Origin of the sequence: Corynebacterium sp. HMSC074C01, from assembly GCF_001814605.1 — a bacterium.
In the GTDB taxonomy this organism is placed as follows: domain Bacteria; phylum Actinomycetota; class Actinomycetes; order Mycobacteriales; family Mycobacteriaceae; genus Corynebacterium.
Genome location: NZ_KV817266.1, coordinates 1 through 16,813, shown reverse-complemented (window position 1 = coordinate 16,813; position 16,813 = coordinate 1). Strand labels below are relative to the sequence as shown.

General features: G+C 58.2%; 18 protein-coding genes and 3 pseudogenes. 9 read left to right on the top strand and 12 right to left on the bottom strand.

The window, feature by feature from the left end; genetic code table 11:
• Together HMPREF2978_RS12735 and HMPREF2978_RS02400 are read left to right on the top strand one after the other, a co-directional pair.
• Window positions 1–263 (top strand): integrase core domain-containing protein (locus HMPREF2978_RS12735; RefSeq protein WP_143342260.1); only part of this gene is annotated, 263 nt, incomplete at its 5' end.
• 65 nt (window positions 264–328) lie between these two features.
• Window positions 329–856, top strand: a complete 528-nt coding sequence (locus HMPREF2978_RS02400) for a hypothetical protein (protein ID WP_070517166.1) — start codon at window positions 329–331, stop codon at window positions 854–856.
• Between the two features lie 248 nt (window positions 857–1,104).
• On the opposite strand, the gene HMPREF2978_RS13325 is transcribed toward HMPREF2978_RS02400, so the two are convergent.
• Entirely contained in the window at window positions 1,105–1,782 is a 678-nt protein-coding gene (locus HMPREF2978_RS13325) for a TetR/AcrR family transcriptional regulator (protein WP_070462451.1), read from the bottom strand.
• A gap of 91 nt (window positions 1,783–1,873) precedes the next feature.
• On the opposite strand from HMPREF2978_RS13325, the gene HMPREF2978_RS02390 reads away from it, so the two are divergent.
• On the top strand, window positions 1,874–3,103 hold the full coding sequence (locus HMPREF2978_RS02390; protein ID WP_070495012.1) for an MFS transporter: 1,230 nt from the start codon (window positions 1,874–1,876) through the stop codon (window positions 3,101–3,103).
• Here the strand turns inward: HMPREF2978_RS02390 and HMPREF2978_RS12725 are convergent.
• Both HMPREF2978_RS12725 and HMPREF2978_RS02385 read right to left on the bottom strand, forming a co-directional pair.
• Window positions 3,104–3,268, bottom strand: a pseudogene (locus HMPREF2978_RS12725) (terminase); the annotation flags it as partial.
• 91 nt (window positions 3,269–3,359) lie between these two features.
• Entirely contained in the window at window positions 3,360–3,947 is a 588-nt protein-coding gene (locus HMPREF2978_RS02385; RefSeq protein WP_083298964.1) for an ATP-binding protein, read from the bottom strand.
• Between HMPREF2978_RS02385 and HMPREF2978_RS02375 the strand changes: the two genes are divergently transcribed.
• Window positions 3,946–5,138 (top strand): IS3 family transposase gene (locus tag HMPREF2978_RS02375; protein ID WP_118779520.1). Its coding sequence is split into 2 segments (ribosomal slippage): window positions 3,946–4,234 and window positions 4,234–5,138, totalling 1,194 coding nucleotides; the frame shifts between segments, so codons are not numbered across the junction. The genes HMPREF2978_RS02385 and HMPREF2978_RS02375 overlap by 2 nt on opposite strands.
• Window positions 5,139–5,165: 27 nt before the next feature.
• Here the strand turns inward: HMPREF2978_RS02375 and HMPREF2978_RS13545 are convergent.
• Window positions 5,166–5,624 carry a Mu transposase domain-containing protein gene (locus HMPREF2978_RS13545; RefSeq protein ID WP_371326356.1) on the bottom strand — a complete coding sequence of 153 codons (459 nt, stop codon included), beginning with the start codon at window positions 5,622–5,624 and terminating at the stop codon, window positions 5,166–5,168.
• A gap of 117 nt (window positions 5,625–5,741) precedes the next feature.
• On the opposite strand from HMPREF2978_RS13545, the pseudogene HMPREF2978_RS12715 reads away from it, so the two are divergent.
• Window positions 5,742–6,011, top strand: a pseudogene (locus tag HMPREF2978_RS12715) (IS256 family transposase); the annotation flags it as partial.
• Window positions 6,012–6,199: 188 nt separating this feature from the next.
• Here HMPREF2978_RS12715 and HMPREF2978_RS02370 read toward each other — a convergent pair.
• Window positions 6,200–6,952: a hypothetical protein gene (locus HMPREF2978_RS02370; RefSeq protein ID WP_232755700.1), complete on the bottom strand. Its 753-nt coding sequence runs from the start codon at window positions 6,950–6,952 to the stop codon at window positions 6,200–6,202.
• Between the two features lie 73 nt (window positions 6,953–7,025).
• On the opposite strand from HMPREF2978_RS02370, the gene HMPREF2978_RS02365 reads away from it, so the two are divergent.
• Both HMPREF2978_RS02365 and HMPREF2978_RS02360 read left to right on the top strand, forming a co-directional pair.
• Window positions 7,026–7,454: a hypothetical protein gene (locus HMPREF2978_RS02365; protein WP_232745300.1), complete on the top strand. Its 429-nt coding sequence runs from the start codon at window positions 7,026–7,028 to the stop codon at window positions 7,452–7,454.
• Between the two features lie 417 nt (window positions 7,455–7,871).
• A complete protein-coding gene (locus HMPREF2978_RS02360) occupies window positions 7,872–8,348 on the top strand; it encodes a PspC domain-containing protein (protein ID WP_070516662.1) in 477 nt (158 codons plus the stop codon).
• Between the two features lie 173 nt (window positions 8,349–8,521).
• On the opposite strand, the gene guaA is transcribed toward HMPREF2978_RS02360, so the two are convergent.
• Window positions 8,522–10,126, bottom strand: a complete 1,605-nt coding sequence (guaA, locus tag HMPREF2978_RS02355; protein ID WP_070516664.1) for a glutamine-hydrolyzing GMP synthase — start codon at window positions 10,124–10,126, stop codon at window positions 8,522–8,524.
• A 119-nt stretch (window positions 10,127–10,245) separates the two neighbouring features.
• On the opposite strand from guaA, the gene HMPREF2978_RS02350 reads away from it, so the two are divergent.
• A complete protein-coding gene (locus tag HMPREF2978_RS02350) occupies window positions 10,246–10,932 on the top strand; it encodes a metal-dependent transcriptional regulator (protein ID WP_070516666.1) in 687 nt (228 codons plus the stop codon).
• On the opposite strand, the gene HMPREF2978_RS02345 is transcribed toward HMPREF2978_RS02350, so the two are convergent.
• The 4 genes and pseudogenes from HMPREF2978_RS02345 to HMPREF2978_RS13415 all read right to left on the bottom strand — a co-directional run.
• The gene (locus HMPREF2978_RS02345; protein ID WP_070516668.1) at window positions 10,882–11,781 is read right to left on the bottom strand and encodes a metal ABC transporter permease; all 900 of its coding nucleotides are present in this window, start codon (window positions 11,779–11,781) and stop codon (window positions 10,882–10,884) included. The genes HMPREF2978_RS02350 and HMPREF2978_RS02345 overlap by 51 nt on opposite strands.
• Window positions 11,778–12,551, bottom strand: coding sequence for a metal ABC transporter ATP-binding protein (locus HMPREF2978_RS02340; protein ID WP_070516670.1), 774 nt, complete (start codon window positions 12,549–12,551; stop codon window positions 11,778–11,780). Before HMPREF2978_RS02340 ends, HMPREF2978_RS02345 begins: the two co-directional genes overlap by 4 nt.
• Before the next feature lie 8 nt (window positions 12,552–12,559).
• Window positions 12,560–13,438: a metal ABC transporter substrate-binding protein gene (locus HMPREF2978_RS02335; protein WP_232745304.1), complete on the bottom strand. Its 879-nt coding sequence runs from the start codon at window positions 13,436–13,438 to the stop codon at window positions 12,560–12,562.
• A gap of 273 nt (window positions 13,439–13,711) precedes the next feature.
• Window positions 13,712–13,855, bottom strand: a pseudogene (locus HMPREF2978_RS13415) (GuaB3 family IMP dehydrogenase-related protein); the annotation flags it as partial.
• 88 nt (window positions 13,856–13,943) lie between these two features.
• Between HMPREF2978_RS13415 and HMPREF2978_RS02330 the strand changes: the two are divergent.
• Entirely contained in the window at window positions 13,944–15,278 is a 1,335-nt protein-coding gene (locus tag HMPREF2978_RS02330) for a coiled-coil domain-containing protein (protein ID WP_070516674.1), read from the top strand.
• Window positions 15,279–15,974: 696 nt separating this feature from the next.
• Here the strand turns inward: HMPREF2978_RS02330 and HMPREF2978_RS02325 are convergent.
• The gene (locus HMPREF2978_RS02325) at window positions 15,975–16,391 is read right to left on the bottom strand and encodes a single-stranded DNA-binding protein (RefSeq protein ID WP_070516677.1); all 417 of its coding nucleotides are present in this window, start codon (window positions 16,389–16,391) and stop codon (window positions 15,975–15,977) included.
• Window positions 16,392–16,476: 85 nt separating this feature from the next.
• On the bottom strand, window positions 16,477–16,620 hold the full coding sequence (locus HMPREF2978_RS13170; protein ID WP_158011595.1) for a hypothetical protein: 144 nt from the start codon (window positions 16,618–16,620) through the stop codon (window positions 16,477–16,479).
• Window positions 16,621–16,813 lie beyond the last annotated feature (193 nt).

The window sequence follows — 16,813 nt, the reverse complement described above, 5'->3', positions numbered from 1 at the left end:
ACTGCACCCAGCTTGGTGTGCGCCAATCCATGGGCGCGGTGGGAACGAGTGCTGATAATGCCTTGGCAGAGTCATTTAACGCCACCTTAAAGCGTGAAGTGCTACGTGATCGGAAAGTCTTTGACAGCCCAATCAGCTGTCGCCAAGAAGTCTTTCGATGGTGCATGCGCTACAACACCCGCAGACGACACTCCTGGTGCAATCTTCTAGCCCCTGATGCCTTCGAAGCACTCACATCAGCTACACTGACCCAAGCAGCATAGCTAACCCCCGACGTGTCTACTTTCCGGGGGCCAGGCCCGAGGCAGTCAGCGAGGCAGAGGAAGGCATGTCCGAGCAGGTCGATACCTACATCGGCAAGCTCATGAAGGACGGAGTGAAGAACTCCAACAAGGTGGGCACCCTCCCGCTCGACATTGAGAAGAAGGACGCGTACAAGACGCTGGTGGTGCTGCGTAAGAAACTCAACGCCACTTCGGTTCCGAAGACTGACCGTTTCGTGATGGTTGGCCCGGAGATGGAATCGGCGTTGCTGTACGACGAGCGCCTGGACAAGGCAGTGAACAACAGCAATCTCTTGAACGGTGAGATTGGTCGCCTGCTCGGGTTCCGCATCATTTCCGCGCCGACGGTGCCGACGGTGGCGGGCCGTGAGGTGGTCATTGCGGGCCACCCGATGGCTACCCCGTTCGGCTACCAGATCACGGAGGTGGCGGAATCGTCCATGCTGCCGTTCCGTTTCACCCGTGCGATTACGGGCCTCCAGGTGTACGGCGGTTCCGTGTTCCGCCCGGAGGTGCTGGCGACGGCTGAACAGGATGTGGTGGAGCCGACCACGGCGGGTGCTACCGAGTAGACGCTAGCCCGTAGCAGGCAGCGAAGGGGGTCAGGGTGTGTGCCTTGGCCCCCTTTACCCATACCTGGATGAAGGGCACACCATGAATAATCCGTATCAGGAAGAACTACTTAACCGTCTCCGTGACCATGATAACGCGAGGGGTGAACGTGAACTGACCCGGCTTATCAACTGGGCTACATCCGCTGTGTTGAAGTACACAGCTGTGCGGGCGCTCACTAAGACGATGATTGAGAAGTGGGTCAGAGTTAAGGCAGCAGGGTGTGTTCGATGCCGTCTAGGATCACATCGATGACGAGGTCGTAGTATTCCTCGGACATCGCTTCTTCTTCATCAGGGTGTGAGAGAGGCTCCAGGTAAGAGTTGACAATACTGGTCAGTCCAACAGATTGAGCCATCATAGGCTCAAGCCTGACAAGCATTTCGTGCAGGTTGTGGCGAGGCTGGATTTGATTGGATGCGCGCAGGTTTCTCGCTCCGATCGTGTGGATGATCGAGTTCGCGATAATTGTGTAGGCCACAGGCGAATTGTCACCAAACCCAGCTTCTTGTAGTTTGGCCCAGGCTCCATCGATCATCGGCAAAAACTGTTCGGTGAACTTGCCCCGCGCGAACCTGTCGGTAATCCCCGGATATGCTAACAATGCGGGGCGTAGATTGTGAGCCATAGCTCGAAACCAGGCTTTCCATTCAAGGTCCGGGTCGGGAACTTCAATCCCGACACATACCCGGTCTACAACAGCATCACAAATGGCTTCCTTGTTTGGAAAATAATGATAAATCACTGAGGGAACCACGCCCAGTTCACGGGCAATGTCCCGTACTGACCATCCCTCAACGCCACTGATCGCGCTTAACTGTACAGCTTGTTTGACAATCAGCTCGCGTGATAGCCCAGCCCTTCGCCCCGTTAGCACAGTGTTCATAAGGTGACCCTAACTTATTCCTTGACCCTTACTAGAACACCATTCTACAATATCCCTAAGTGAAACAGTGTTCTAGTAATGGAGTGTAGTGATGCCCGACCCTCGTAGTAATAAGCCGACACAGAGCTCTATTGATCCAGGAGCGCAAGCGAACCTGGTAGTGGGAATCGTTTTTCTCGCCTTTATGGGGCAAATGATTCTCAATCCGATCATCGCGCCACTGTCACGACAGATGGGATTGCGGGAATGGCATATTGGCGCCACTATCTCTTTGGCAGCGATTGTACTAGCGAGCTTGAGTGCTTATTGGGGGCGAGCTTCCCAACGTGTCGGCGCTAAACGTGTACTCGCTGCTGGGCTTGTGATCGCGATCATCGCTTTGAGCGCCTTCGGTATTGTCTCCTACCTGGGGATGAACCAGGTAGTTGGCGGTGTCGGACTAGTTTTTGGTGTTGTGATCACTCGTGGTTTGCTCTATGGTGGAGGGATTTCAGCGATCGCCCCGACCGCGCAAGCCCACCTGGTCACGCATGCTGCCAGCGAGAACGGGCGGGTAAAAGCACTGGGCATGATTGGAGCGGCTCAAGGGATGGCCTCCATTGTTGGAGGTGTTACTGGAGGTGTGTTAGCCGCTGCTGGTGGCCTGCTCTTGCCCTTGGTGGTCATGCCCGTTGTGATGGTGATTGGTCTGGTTGTTCTCTTGGTGAGTTTCGCACCTCAAAGCCGAGGGCAACTTTTTGCAAAGCCTCAACGGATTCGCTTCACTGATCCGCGTGTAGCTCCCTGGCTAGCAACTGGTCTGGTGATGTTTCTTGTGTTTTCTTCTGTTGCTACGATTTTTGGATTCACTGTCCAAGACCGCTTCGCCCTGTCGGCAACTGCGACCGCAGGTATTTCCGCGATTTACCTGACCATCATGGGCGTGACCATGATCATTGCCCAAGCGGTGATTGCTCCAAAGACAGGGTGGGGAGCAGCGAAGCTTTTACGTACTGGTCTGGCCATTACACTAGTTGCAACTGTGCTCATTTGGCCTACCTCCTCGCACGCTTTACTGGTTGTCGGGTGTATCGTGCTGGGGGTAGGTATGGGACTGGCGATGCCCGGGTACAACACTGGCCCAACCTTGAAGATGAGTGCAGATGAGCAAGGCGCAGTGGCTGGCATCATCAACGCTAATAATGGGTTGGCGTACGCGATTGCCCCGCTGGCTTCGACCGCCCTTTACGGGTGGAACCCGCTGGCACCCTTCGCCGTCTGTATCGCCTTGATTGCAGTGGTCGTCATCTACGCCCACACTGCACCCGCACTACGCCAATAACTATGAGCGTGCCTGAAGTAGCCGTTCCATCACGTTATCCGCAGGAGTCGGCCCCGAGTAGTCCACCAGCGAGTTGGCTTTGACGACATCGAAAATCTCGTACCAGAGCGTATTCGCCTGCTTGCTAAACGACTGAGACATGGCCACGAATGGGGACGCGATAGCTGTTAGGACCACGGATTTAGTAACGCTGTGGTGAGTATTCAGTAACGCCCGGGTGAGTATCGGGTAACACCCGGGCGTTGACTATGAGCCGCTACTGCGTATTGGCTTCGAGGCGCATGTTTGGTCCTTCGAGTGTGATGATCTCAGCGCCAACGACAAGCCGATTCAGGATCGACTCGGCGATGACAGCATCCGGGATGGACTTGTACCACTCATCGGGTGTGAACTGGGAGGTGACAATGGTTGATCTCCGGTGTTCGCGCTCAGCAAGAATGTTGAGCAGCTGGTGTGCTGTGGCAGCATCAATCGGCGTTGTTAAGAAGTCATCAAGCACGAGTACGTCTGCCAGGTGTAAGTCTTGAAGAAACTCCATGCGTGCTGTGTCATCATGGCGTAGCACCATCAGCTGGTTGGCCAGGGTGTCTGTGCGGAAGAAACGGGCAGAATAGTCGTTTCTGCACGCAGCGGTAAGGAGTGCTTGGGCCAGGTATGTTTTGCCGACGGATGATTTGCCGAGGATGACAATGCTTTGTGCTTTTTGACACCATTGGCAGTGAGCGAGTCTGGTGATTTGCTCTTTGTTGAGGTTGCGGCCGGGTGTGTAGGGGACCTGCCCCCTGTTTGGTAGACACCTCCGATTCCGACCGTGTTGGGTCGGGGAAAGGTAATCTACCTCCATGCCTAGGAAGGTTTATTCGGATCAGTTCAAGCGCGACGCAGTCGCGATGTACGAGAACGATCCACATCTCTCGCTCAAGGCCGCAGCCGAAGATTTAGGGATCTACCGCACCACGCTTCGCACGTGGGTCGATACGTACGGCACCGGTGCAAAGACCCAGAGGCCACCGGTTGCACGTGCTGATCATGCCAAGCAACTCACGGATGCAGAAAAGATACGCCAACTGCAGCAAGAAAACGCCAGGCTGAAAGAAGAACGCGATATCTTGCGCAAGGCGGCCAAATATTTCATGGAAGAGACACACTGGTGATCCGCTTCCAGTTTGTCGAGGACCACCGCACCGAGTACTCGGTCAAGCGGATGTGCACCGTCCTTGGGCTCAATCGCAGCTCTTACTACAAATGGAAAGCCAGCAGCGCCCAACGGCACCGCCGGCTAATTGACGATGCCATGCTAGGGGCGAAGATCAAGGCGGTCTTTAACGAGAAAGACCAGCTCTACGGTGCCAAACGCATCGCGGCAGAGCTGACCTATAACGACGCCTACAACGACAATGGGCCGGTCAACCATAAGCGCATCGCCCGGATCATGAAGAAGCTTCGCCTGCGTGGCTACACCAAAAAACGCAAGGTCACCACCACCAGGCGTGGGCCTGGCCGCGTGGTGTTTGCCGACCTGGTCAAGCGAGATTTCACGGCTCCGGCTGCAAATAGGGTGCTAGTTGGCGATATCACCTATCTGCCGATCGCGGACGGGTCGAATATGTATCTCGCTTCAGTAATTGACTGCTATTCACGGATGCTCGTCGGCTTTGCCATCGCCGACCACATGCGCACCGAACTCGTCGAGGAAGCGCTCGAGCACGCGCACCACACCCGCGGGAGTCTTGCCGGGGCGATCTTTCATTCGGACCACGGAAGTGTCTATGCCTCATCGCAGTTTCAGGCCACCTGCCGCAGGCTCAACGTCACCCAATCCATGGGCGCAGTTGGCACCAGTGCCGACAACTCGCTGGCAGAGTCGTTTAACGCCACCCTGAAACGAGAGGTCCTCAAAGACAAGAAAGTCTTTGCCAACCAGCTCGTCTGCCGACGAGACGTCTTCGCATGGTGCGTGCGCTACAACACCAGCCGAAGACACTCCTGGTGCAAGTACCTCACCCCCACAGAGTACGAAGCCCACGCAGCGTAACAATGCGCTAAAGTAAGCCCCACAATTTCACCACCCCATGGTGTCTACTTTCCGGGGGCCGGGCCCCGTTTCGGCACGACTGAAATGCCTGGGCAGGGATTGCCTTTGCGCTGATGAGTTCTTCGATGACTGTCCGGGTTGCGGGCCCGATCTTGGCTGCTTCACGGTAGAAGTACTCACTGGTCCACAACCCTGTGGTATCAGCCATGTTGGCAGGAATATGATCCACATCGGTGACATAGATCCCCCGGGCTTGGGCAAGCCGGTGGGTTGCAACACGCTGCCCGGCATCAAAACGGTTACTTCATTGCCAGTGATACGTACATCGACAGTCCGGCCGACAAGCTGGTAAGGCACCGAATAACGTGCAGTGTTGACGGTGATGTGGAAGTTGGGGGCGACTTTCGCACGTTTCCATTCGGTATGCTGCCACGGTGTTGTAGGAAGTTCGCCTAGTACGCCGCGTTCAAACTCGTCAAAGAGCATCCTTCTGCTGGTGTTGTGAATCGGCCTGACTTTTTGAGAGTGGCGTGTTACGCGGCGTGAAGGCCTGCGTGGTTTTCTCGTTGGTAGTTGGTGTAGTGCTTGATCGGCGGGATATGCCACACCTACCGGGAATGGATGAACGAGAAAACCACCATCAAAGACCCCGCTACCGGCGCCTACACCAAGGTCTACACCCACCAACGCGTCCGAGCGGCCTATCAATCATTGCTATCTCTGCACCGCAGAGACCTGCTGTTTACCTACCTACAACCCCCACCAACAACCATCGACCCCGACAACCTTGCAGCAACAACAAACAGCCTCGAAGGTGGCATCAACGCCCCCATAAAAGAACTAGCCCGCAGACACCGCGGACTATCACTACCGCAACCCCTTCATGAAGCGCTCCATGTAGTCCCAGTTAGGGTCGCCGGTTGGTGTAGCTGGTAGCCGAATAGTCGTCTTCTTCATACGAGTGAGATTCCATTTGTACCCGTATGAAAAACGCCATTTTTCGAATCGGATCGCCGTCACAAGAAACAGTCCTTGCCAGACTGAAATCGATTGACGCGGGATTAAGGCGTTGACGCTTCCACAGCAGCCTGCCCCACAGTGATGCTTGCCGACGCCGGACGCCCACCCTTCGACTGCGCCCGCACCCGAATATCCACACCAGTAATGCGGCCCGTACCACGACCAATGCCATGAAAAGCCTGAATATCGCCCGTGACAGTCAGCGCAGGAGACGGCACCGTCGCGCCAACCATCATCAGTGCTGCCCGACCTTTGCGCAGCTTGCCCAACAGTGGACGGCACCGCACCGGAGAGAGAGCAAGCGCCACTGGCGAGCGATACACAACCAAGTCCAGCCCCTCCGTGAGCACCGCGGCAACACCCAAAGGGTCCACCCCTGGATCCGGCACAGCGATAATGCGGCCCAGATACTTCGGGTCAATTCCGGCATAAGACAATTCCGGCCACCCCACCACACCGGCGTGACCACCTGCTTCCACAACGTGGAGAAGCATCTCCGCAACCAGCGCCGGTGTATCGCTCATATGTGTGACAGCATGGCGCGGTAGACCACCGCCAGGAAGCAGAAATCGAAACTGCTCACCGAGCGAAACCACATCTTCGCTGCCTGTGATCTTCTGTGCGAAGCCGGTACCATCCCCATCACCACCAGGGACAGCACCGCCGATCTGCGCCATTTTGGAGCGGAGCTGGGCGATCTGTTCAGCGTGCGCAGAACCACTGGAGCCCGTCGATACCGTCGATGCCGCCAGGTCCACCTCCGCGACCGTCTTGCGAACACTTGTTCCACTCACGGAAGCTGATTATGCTCCGCGGGCGAACCAAGGTCAATTGAAATTATCGAACATATTTTCTATCGCAGGTCATATGGTAGCGTCCACCTCCATGTACGCCTACGACGTCCGCACCCGGACCACCCCAATCCCCACTCCGCTCATCGTCAGAGTCATGGGAACTGTGGGCGTCGCCGGATCCATCGCAGTCATGGTCTCCCAGCTCGCGATCGGCCCCAAACTCCTCATCGCGCTCGGATGCGTTGCCCTTGCTGTCGCCATCACTTTGCTCCACCCCTACCGGGGCGAGATGAGGGCATTCGCGGAAGAGAAGCGGGTAAGTACGGTGCCGTCGATAAGCATGCTCGTGCCGTTAATGCTTTGGTGGCTGGCGCTCATGCTCGCACCTCTCGCGCAATGGCCAGCCTGGGGAGTCACGCTCACATTCGCGCTCGTTGCTGGCGCTGCGTGGGTACTGTACCCGCATGTCGACGGCTCCCGTCGCCTCGCATACGCCGACTAGCAACGCACGCTGGCTAGCAACGCACGCCGACTAGCAACGCACGCCGACTAGCAACGCACGCTGGCTAGCAGCGCTCCCCGACTAGTAGTTCTCGCCGACTAGTAGTTCTTGCTGCGTTGCACGAAACCTGAATCCACAGGCCCTGGATAAGCTAATCCAGGGCCTTAAGTGCACAAACCAGTACACAAGCAGTGCCGATATTCAGGTTTTAGGAAGAAACCTGAAATCACAACGAGGCTACTCGACGCGCTGACGAAGATCGAAGGCGGCGAAACCTCCCTGAACAGGGACTTCAAAGAGGCCAGCGGCATTGTCTACGCCAGCGAATTCAGGTTTCATGCAAGGATCTCTCGATCCTCCCCCTAGACCCGTGCCATTTAGCCAGCGAGCTTTGCCCGCCAAATGCATACTTGAGCCATGGACACCAACAGCTCGTTTCAGGCCATGTGGGACACGCGCCCGCCACGGATCCCCAAAGAACAAGGTGGCAACCCACTAGTCGGTGGCATCTGTGAGGGCATCGGTGCGCGTTATAACGTCGATGTGACCTTCGTCCGCGTCGTTTTTGCTGTGCTGGCGCTCATCATCGGCGGCGGCATTTTCCTGTACCTGCTGTGCTGGTTCACCATGCCGCGTTTTGGCACGCAGACATCCCCCGCACAGGCGATCTTCACACCGAAAGAACGTCTGAGTCCTGTTGTGCTCAGAGACCGCAGCACAGGCTGGCTGTTGTTGATCGGATTGCTGATCTTCTTCCCGTCCGTCACGCTGGGCACGGATCCCAGGGCAGTATTAGCGCCGCTGGCAGGAATCTTCACCGGGTTTGTCGCGTGGTGGCTTCTGCATCAGCGCACGCCAACGCCGCCACCTTCGCTTGGAGTGCATTACAAATAAAACGAGTGGATCTCGATTACATCGGGGCCTTAGCTTCGCTCCAAAAGCCCAGGTAAAAATTCTCACCTGAGGCAGCTATGTAATCGAGATCCACTGACTATTTAGCATCAACTATTTAGCACTAACTATTTAGCGCTGGCACTTAAATCCTGGGTGTCAGCGCTAAAAGCTGGTTACTCCCACTCGATCGTGGCTGGCGGCTTGGACGTGATGTCCAGCACGACGCGGTTGACGTCCTCAACCTCATTGGTGATGCGGGTGGAAATGGTCTCCAGCACCTCGTACGGGATGCGGACCCAGTCAGCGGTCATGGCATCCTCGGAAGCAACTGGACGCAGGACGATCGGGTGGCCGTAGGTGCGGCCGTCGCCTTGGACGCCGACGGAGCGAACGTCGGCAAGCAGGACGACCGGGCACTGCCAGATCTGGTCGTCGAGGCCAGCCTTGGTTAGCTCCTCACGAGCGATCGCATCGGCTGCGCGAAGGGTTTCCAGGCGCTCCTCAGTAACCTCACCGATGATGCGAATACCCAGGCCAGGGCCCGGGAAAGGTTGACGGTTCACGATCACCTCGGGCAGGCCGAGTTCACGGCCAACGGCGCGGACCTCGTCCTTGAACAGCAGGCGGAGGGGTTCGACGAGTTCGAATTCGACATCGTCAGGCAGGCCACCGACGTTGTGGTGGCTCTTGATGTTGGCGGTGCCGGATCCGCCGCCGGACTCGACAACGTCCGGGTACAGGGTGCCCTGAACGAGGAAGTCGACGGGTGCGTCGTCACCAGATTCGGTGAGCACACCAGCAACGGCACGCTCAAAGGAGCGGATGAATTCTGCACCGATAGCCTTGCGCTTGGCTTCCGGCTCGGTGACACCAGCGAGCTTGCCCAGGAAGGCTTCGCGCTCGTCGACGGTGACCAGCTTCGCGCCTGTAGCAGCCACGAAGTCGGTCTCGACCTGCTCGCGCTCGCCCTGACGCAGCAGGCCGTGGTCGACGAAGACACAGGTGAGTCGGTCACCGATTGCGCGCTGGACCAGTGCAGCAGCGACAGCGGAGTCCACGCCGCCGGACAGGCCGCAGATGGCGCGGCCGTTGGGGCCGACTTGTTGCTTGACTGCGTCGATAAGCTGTTCCGCAATATTGGAGGCGGTCCAGGTCTGCTCGAGGCCTGCGATCTCGGTGAGGAAGCGCGTGAGCACCTCTTGGCCGTGCGGCGAGTGCATGACCTCCGGGTGGTACTGGACGCCGGCCATGCATAGATCAGCGTTTTCGAATGCGGCGACTGGTGCGCCTTCCGATGAAGCGGTGACCTCGAAGCCAGCTGGTGCCTCGGTGACGGAATCGCCGTGGCTCATCCATACCGGGTGGTTGGTCTGCAGGCCGTGGTGAAGTACGCCGCCGCGCACGTTCATTGCGGTGCGACCGTACTCGCGGGAGCCGGTCTTGGCCACGGTGCCGCCGAGCGCCTGAGTCATCACCTGGAAGCCGTAGCAAATGCCGAAGGTGGGCAGCCCCAGCTCGAAAATTGCCGGGTCGAGCTGCGGAGCACCGTCCTCGTAGACGGATGAGGGACCACCGGAGAGCACGAGAGCCACCGGGTCCTTGGCTTTCAATTCTTCTGCGGAAATCGTGTGCGGAACGACCTCCGAATAGATCCGGGCCTCACGCACGCGTCGTGCGATGAGCTGCGCATATTGCGCGCCGAAGTCCACGACGAGGACGGGGCGCGGGTGAGCGTTTGCGGGTGGGGTCTGCTCTGGTGCATTCGAGGTGGTAGTCACGGATTCAGAGTCTAACTCATGGCCTGGATAGACTGAACAGTCGCGACTGTGCAGGGCGGATTAGCGGTTCAGGGCGGCGTCGATAAGCGTGCTCCCGGAAGGTAAGTAGAGTTGAACGCATGTCGGTGAGCGAATTATCCACTTCGACCCAGAACTATTTGAAGGTCATCTGGAGTCTCACGGAATGGTCAGCGGAACCCGTGACGGCAACCCTGATTTCGAAGCAGACGGGGCTGCGGATGTCGTCGGTCTCGGATGCTGTGCGCAAGCTCGCCGCACAGGGGTTGATCGTGCACGCCCCGTACGGCTCGGTGGAATTGACCGAGAAGGGCCGCGGGTACGCAGTGGACATGATTCGGCGCCACCGGCTCATCGAGACGTTCTTGGTGGAGACTCTCGGGTACACGTGGGACGAAGTGCACGATGAAGCGGAGCACTTAGAGCACGCAGTCTCTGACTACCTGGTGGACAGGCTGGACAAGCTGCTCGGCCACCCCACCCGCGACCCGCACGGGGATCCGATCCCGACCGCCGACGGTACGGTGCCCGCTTTGGACGCATGCCGCCTCACGGATGCTGGGGCGGGCGCCGGTGCAGCGGGGACGACGGTCACTGTCGAGCGGATCTCCGATTCGGACCCGACCCTGCTGAAGTTTTTCGAGGAGAATGGCATCGTTGTCGGCGCCGTCCTCACGGTCACTGAAGGCGCACCGTTTTCCGAGTCGCTCGATGTGAAGGTGGACGGGGCAAAGAACTCAGTTCCGCTCGGCCGCACCGCTACCGATGCGCTGTTCGTCTCCAATTAGCCGTGCCGTTCCGCCCCGGCGCGCACGCGCTGTGACGATCCCTTGGCTCGGGCTGAACAGGTACACCAGCAGGAATGCGATCCCCTGCGCCATGACCACGAGTCCGCCAGGCGAAGCGTCGAGGTAGTAGCTCGCGTACAGCCCCGCGACGGAGCATACGGTGGCCACCGCAGGAGCGATCAGCAGCATGCGGCCGAAACTGTCGGTCAAAAGGTGCGCGGTCGCACCCGGAATGATCAGCATCGCCACCACGAGGATCACCCCGACGGCTTGCAGCCCCACCACGCAGGTGAGCGCGAGCAGGGCGAGCAACACTGCCCCAATCAGCTTCGGCCACAGACCAATCGCGTGAGCATGCACGGGATCGAAAGCGAAAAGCGTGAAATCGCGGCGCTTGAGCACGAGCACGGCCAGCGTGGCCACGCCCAAAACGAGGATCTGCACGAGATCAGCTTTGGAGACGCCGAGCAGGTTACCGAAGATAATGTGATTGAGGTCGGTGTGCGAGGGCGTGACGGAGATGAGCACGAGCCCGAACGCGAAGAGCGTCGTGAAGACGATTCCGATCGCAGCGTCTTCTTTGACCCGGCTCGTATCACGCACGACACCGATCAATCCCACGGCGAGGAAGCCGAAGACCACTGCCCCGAGAGCGAAGGGAACGCCCGCGATATACGCCAGCACCACGCCGGGGAACACTGCGTGGGACACGGCATCGCCCATCAGCGACCAGCCGACGAGGACCAGCCAGCACGACAGCACCGCGCACACGATGGAGGAAATCAGGCTCGTGGCGAACGCGCGGACCATGAAGTCGTAGGCGAACGGGTCGACAAGAAAAGAGATCATCGTTTCATCACATCCAGTCCAAAGGCAGCGGCGAGATTATCGGGTTGCAGGACATCCTTGGGCGAGCCGTGCATGAGCACATGCCGGTTGAGCAGCATCGCTTCATCAGCCAGCTCAGGTAACGCAGGGAGGTCGTGCGTGGACACGAAGACGGTGGCACCGCCGTCTGCAAGCTCGCGGAACAGCCGGGTCATTGTCGCTTCGCTGCGCTTATCGACGCCCGCGAAAGGCTCGTCCAGCAGCATGATCCTCGCCCCCTGGGCAATGCACCGGGCAACAAAGGCGCGTTTCCGCTGGCCGCCGGAAAGTTGACCGATCTGACGTGAGGCATAGTCCGTGAGCTCCACACGCTCGAGTGCATGGTTGACGGCTTCGATATCAGCCCGGCGAGGCCGGCGCGTGAAACCGAGTTGTCCGTAGCGACCCATCATGACCACCTCCCGCACGCTGACCGGGAAATCCCAGTCCACTGCCTCGCGCTGAGGCACGTACCCGAGCACACCGGTGCGGCGGGCAACCGCGGGGTCATCTCCGTTGACGGCGACGGTCCCGGAATCCGGCCGGGTCTGCCCCATGATCGTTTTGAATAGCGTAGATTTCCCGGATCCATTCATTCCGACGAGTCCGCACACGCGTCCCGGCGCAATCTCGAGGGATGCACCGTCGAGCGCGAGCACGCTCCCATAGTGAACGGTGACATCGTGCACGGATATCGCGGGAGTCGCATTCGACGAAACGGCCGCCGCGGCTGATGACGTTTCCTGTTGCACCGTGACACCTACTTCTTACCCGTCAACGCCTGCGTGATCACGTCGGCGTCGTGCTTGATCAAGTCGAGGTAGGTCGGAACCGGACCGTCTTTCTCCGAAAGGGAGTCGACGTACAGAGTGCCGCCGAAGGTGGCGTCGGTTGCATCAACTACCTGCTGCATCGGTGCGTCCGAGACCGTGGACTCGCAGAATACGGCCGGCACGTCGTTCTCCTTGACGAATTCGATGGCACGGGTGATCTGCTGCGGAGTTGCCTCATTCTCGGAGTTCACGGCCCAAATGAACCGTTCCTCCAGACCAGCGTCGCGTGCCATGTAGGAGAATGCGCCCTCGCACGTCACCAGTGCGCGATGCTGCTCAGGCAGGTTCGCCAACTCAGTGACCATGCCGTCCTGGACCTCTTGCAGCTCCTTTTTGTACTGCTCGCCGTTCTGCTTGAAGTCCTCAGCATGGTCCGGATCGAGTTCGCTGAAGGCGGTGACCATATTGTCCACGTACTTCTCCACCTCGACCGGGCTCATCCACGCGTGCGGGTTCGGTTTGCCCGCGCCCTCGTCCTCGGTGATGTCGATCGGGTCCACGCCGTCGCTGACGGTGACGTGGGGCGCGTCGACGTCCTCGACGAATTGCGCGAACCAGTTCTCCAGGTTCAGGCCGTTATCCAGAATGAGGTCGGCATCCGACGCGCGGCGGATATCAGCCGGCGTGGGCTCGTAGCCGTGGATCTCCGCCCCCGGCTTCGTCAAAGAATCCACAGTCAAGTGTTCCCCCGCGACATTCTGGGCGATGTCCTGGATCACAGTGAAAGTGGTCAGCACTTTCGGCTTTCCGCCGTCTGCACGATCCTCCTCCGGCGCGCACGCTGTGAGCGCCGCCGCGAGAATCATCGCCATCATCGCGGCTGCTGCCACGAACAGTGCTGATCGCGACTCCCGCTTTTCCGACCGAACCATTGAGTTTTCCTTTCCTGAAAATGCATTCGCCAAGGCTGTTCCATAAGTTACGCCTAGACGTACTTTTTATTCTGGACAAACTTTAGTCGGCCTTACAGGAGAGTCAAGATGAATCGGCTGTGACATACGCCTCACCCCGTAGACATGAAAAACGCCCGGGGGATCATTGAAGTTCCACCGGGCGTTGTCGGCCGCGAAAGTGCGCAGCTAGCTCGAGAGGGTGATATCCACCTTCTGGAAGCTCTTGATATCGGTGTAGCCACACTTCGCCATGACGCGGCGCAGACCGCCGGCGAGGTTGTGCCCACCCCAGGTACTGGTGCTCGGGCCGTGGAGGATGGTCTGCAGGCTCGGGCTGTTGTCGCGGAGGTGCTTCACAACATCCTCGGTAGAAACCGCGTCGTCGAGGCCCCAGCCGAAGCTGAATCCACCGAAATCGATGTGCAAAGAAATCCCGGATTTCTACACCAGTGAGGTGGACGGGCGCGAAGTAAAACGTCCGCGCTATGTCGCACGCGACTACGAGGAAGCGAAACAATACTTCGAAGAGGCAATGCGTTGGCTTGCCGAGAACTTCATCCCCGGCGGCATCGATGCTGTGGCCGGAGGGGATATGAATTTTGACGAGAGCACACCGCATAGCCAGTTCCAGGCCGATAGCTTCTCCCCGAAGCCCGATGATCCGTCAAAGCTCCGCTGTAGGCCAGGTATCGCGTACAACACTGACACCTCGGTCAGGTACAAATCTGGCCCAAAAAAGGGTAAACAGATCTCGGGTAATCAAAAAATGATCGACGCGCAGCGCGGACTCCGTGAACACATGCACGCGCTCGGCTACCCAGTAGAACTGGAAGTCTCCGAACGTCACGATGAATCCCTAAACCTCGACCGCTACACGGAGCAGCAGGATCGTGAACGCGACCTTGCCAACCGCGAGGATGAAGTAGAAGTCAAGCGCCGTTCCGTACACCGCGACATGGACGCGATTGATCGTGACCGCGAGCAAGCAGCAAAAGAACTGGAACAGGCCCAGGCGGACCGTGAAGCAGCGCGAAGTGTACAGGAGAACGCTGAACAGCAGGCTCGCGAGGTTGCAGAGCGTGTGTTGCGTGAAGCACGCGAGAAGGCTGAGCAGGACGTCGAGCAGATCCGTAGCGATGCACAGGCTGCGGCTGAGCAGACAGTAGGGCTGGCCGAAGCTCAAGCAGATGAGCTGCTGGACCGTGCCGAAGAGGTCAACAGCGCTGCAGAGGCCAAGCTCAAGCGTGCAGAGCAGGAGGCTGAAACGATCCGCAGCGAAGCACGCAAGGAAGCCGAGCGAGACGCAGAAAAGACCCGTAGCGAGGCCACACGAGACGCTGAGAGCACTCGTAGCGAAGCACAACGTGATGCTGTGGCCATCCGCAGCGAGGCCACGCGTGAGCGTGAACAGCTGGCCAACGAACGTGCAGCCCTGGACAGTGAGCGTGAAGCCTTTGACACGGAGAAACGCGCATTCACCGAAAGCCTCGAAGCGCGCCGCGCAGCTGCAGAAGAGGAAGCCGCCATCATTATCGAGGAGGCAACGCAGTCTCTGCAAGAGATTTCCCACGTAGACCGGGACTTCCTGCATGTCGAACTCGATAACGACCCTGAGATGAAGCAGCGGTATCGGGTTGCTGTTGAGCAGCGTATCCAGCAGGAACGGACCGCCGCACGCCGCCGTGCTCAGGAACGAACCAACAAGCGCCGCCAGCAGCAACAGCGCGACCGCGATGGTGGCATGGAGCTGTAGCAGCTCGCCACACGCCTTGTACGGCCCTGTAGCGGCCTAGCCGGGTGTCGCCGGGGTCAGTGCCCAGAGACAGCGCTAAAACCGCTCTAATTCAGCGAAAATCGAAGAATTAGAGCGGTTGTTTTGTGTAGCGGTAATCCTGTAGTGCTGTGAAATAGCGCGTGTAGTGGCGTGTTTGTTGTGCTGTTGATTGTGTAGTAGAGGTACGTGGCTACAGTGCCGTTAAGTGGACAGTAGATGAGTACGTAGAGAGTGCAGCGAAAGTGCCTGCAGAATGTGATGCAGAGTTACAGCGTCATTTAAGTAGTCAATAAACGTGCTAATGAAATGACATGTAATTTAACTGCGCAGTAAATGTGCCAATGAAGTGGCGTGTCATTAAAAGTGTCATTTAAGTGGTCGACGAAGTGACACACCACTTAACTGCGCAATAAACGTGTCAATTAAGTGACGCGCCACTACAGGGTGCAGTGAAGTGATTGATCCAGCGGCGTGTAGATGTGTCAGTGCAATGCGCAGCGAAATGGCGTGTTTGTTGCACGGTAAAACAGCGCGTGTCGTGGTGCGTGTATTGCGCTGTGAAATGACGGTGCCCCAGAGCAGGCGCGGTAGCGATCCCCTACCGGACGGCAACGGCGTCATGCGCGGTTTGTACTGAAAAAATAACCCCGCAGGTTTCCCTGCGGGGTGTTGTGGTTAGAACGGCACTTCTTCAGTGTCGTTGGCGGCGGTGCCAGCGCCGTTCTCACGGCGTGCAGCGCGGGCTGCAGACTCTTTCTTCGAGTCGATGAGCTGCACCGTATCGATGCGTGCGATCAGCGGGTAGTGCTTCACGCCATCCTTATCGGTGTAGTTGTCCGTCTTGAGCGAGTAGCTGACCGCGACCCGGTCACCAGCGCCGATGCAGCCGAAGACACCGAGGTTCTTAGCGTCCTGCACGTAGCCGGTGAGTTCCACGATCTCCGACTCCACCTTGCCGGTGTTCTTGTTCTTGAACGTATTACGCGCGTAGACGTTGAGCTTCACGGTAGCGCCGCCGTTTGCGTGCTCAAAGATCTTCGGCTCGCGAGCGGTGTTGCCAACAATGGTGCCGGAGTTGAATGGGTTAGACATGATGATTTCTCCTTTTGAGTGAGTGTGAATTGTCTTTCAATTGTGTGTTTGAGCAGCGGCTTTGCTGCTGCTGAGAAAAGTGCTGTTACAGCACGGCCCAGGGCAGTACTTGCCCTTCTGCTTCCAGGTCGCGTAGCTCTTGGGTTGCACCAGGATCAGCGTCCTCGCCGTCTATGCCGTCGCTCATCAGGTAGAGCAGCTCCAGGTCTTCGTGCGTGTAGTGGTACATGAGTGCCTCCTTGTGGATCGGATATTCAATCCGTTCTTGGAGACAGCTCTGCTGGCTAGAAGTTGCTCCCCTGCTTGTAGAAGATGTGTGTCTTCCCTGGTCATGGCCATGCTGAAAAAGAAAACCCCGCTGCAGCATTAACTGCAACGGGGTAAGAGACTTAAGCGGCTCTTCCGGTTTCGGGGTGCGTAGC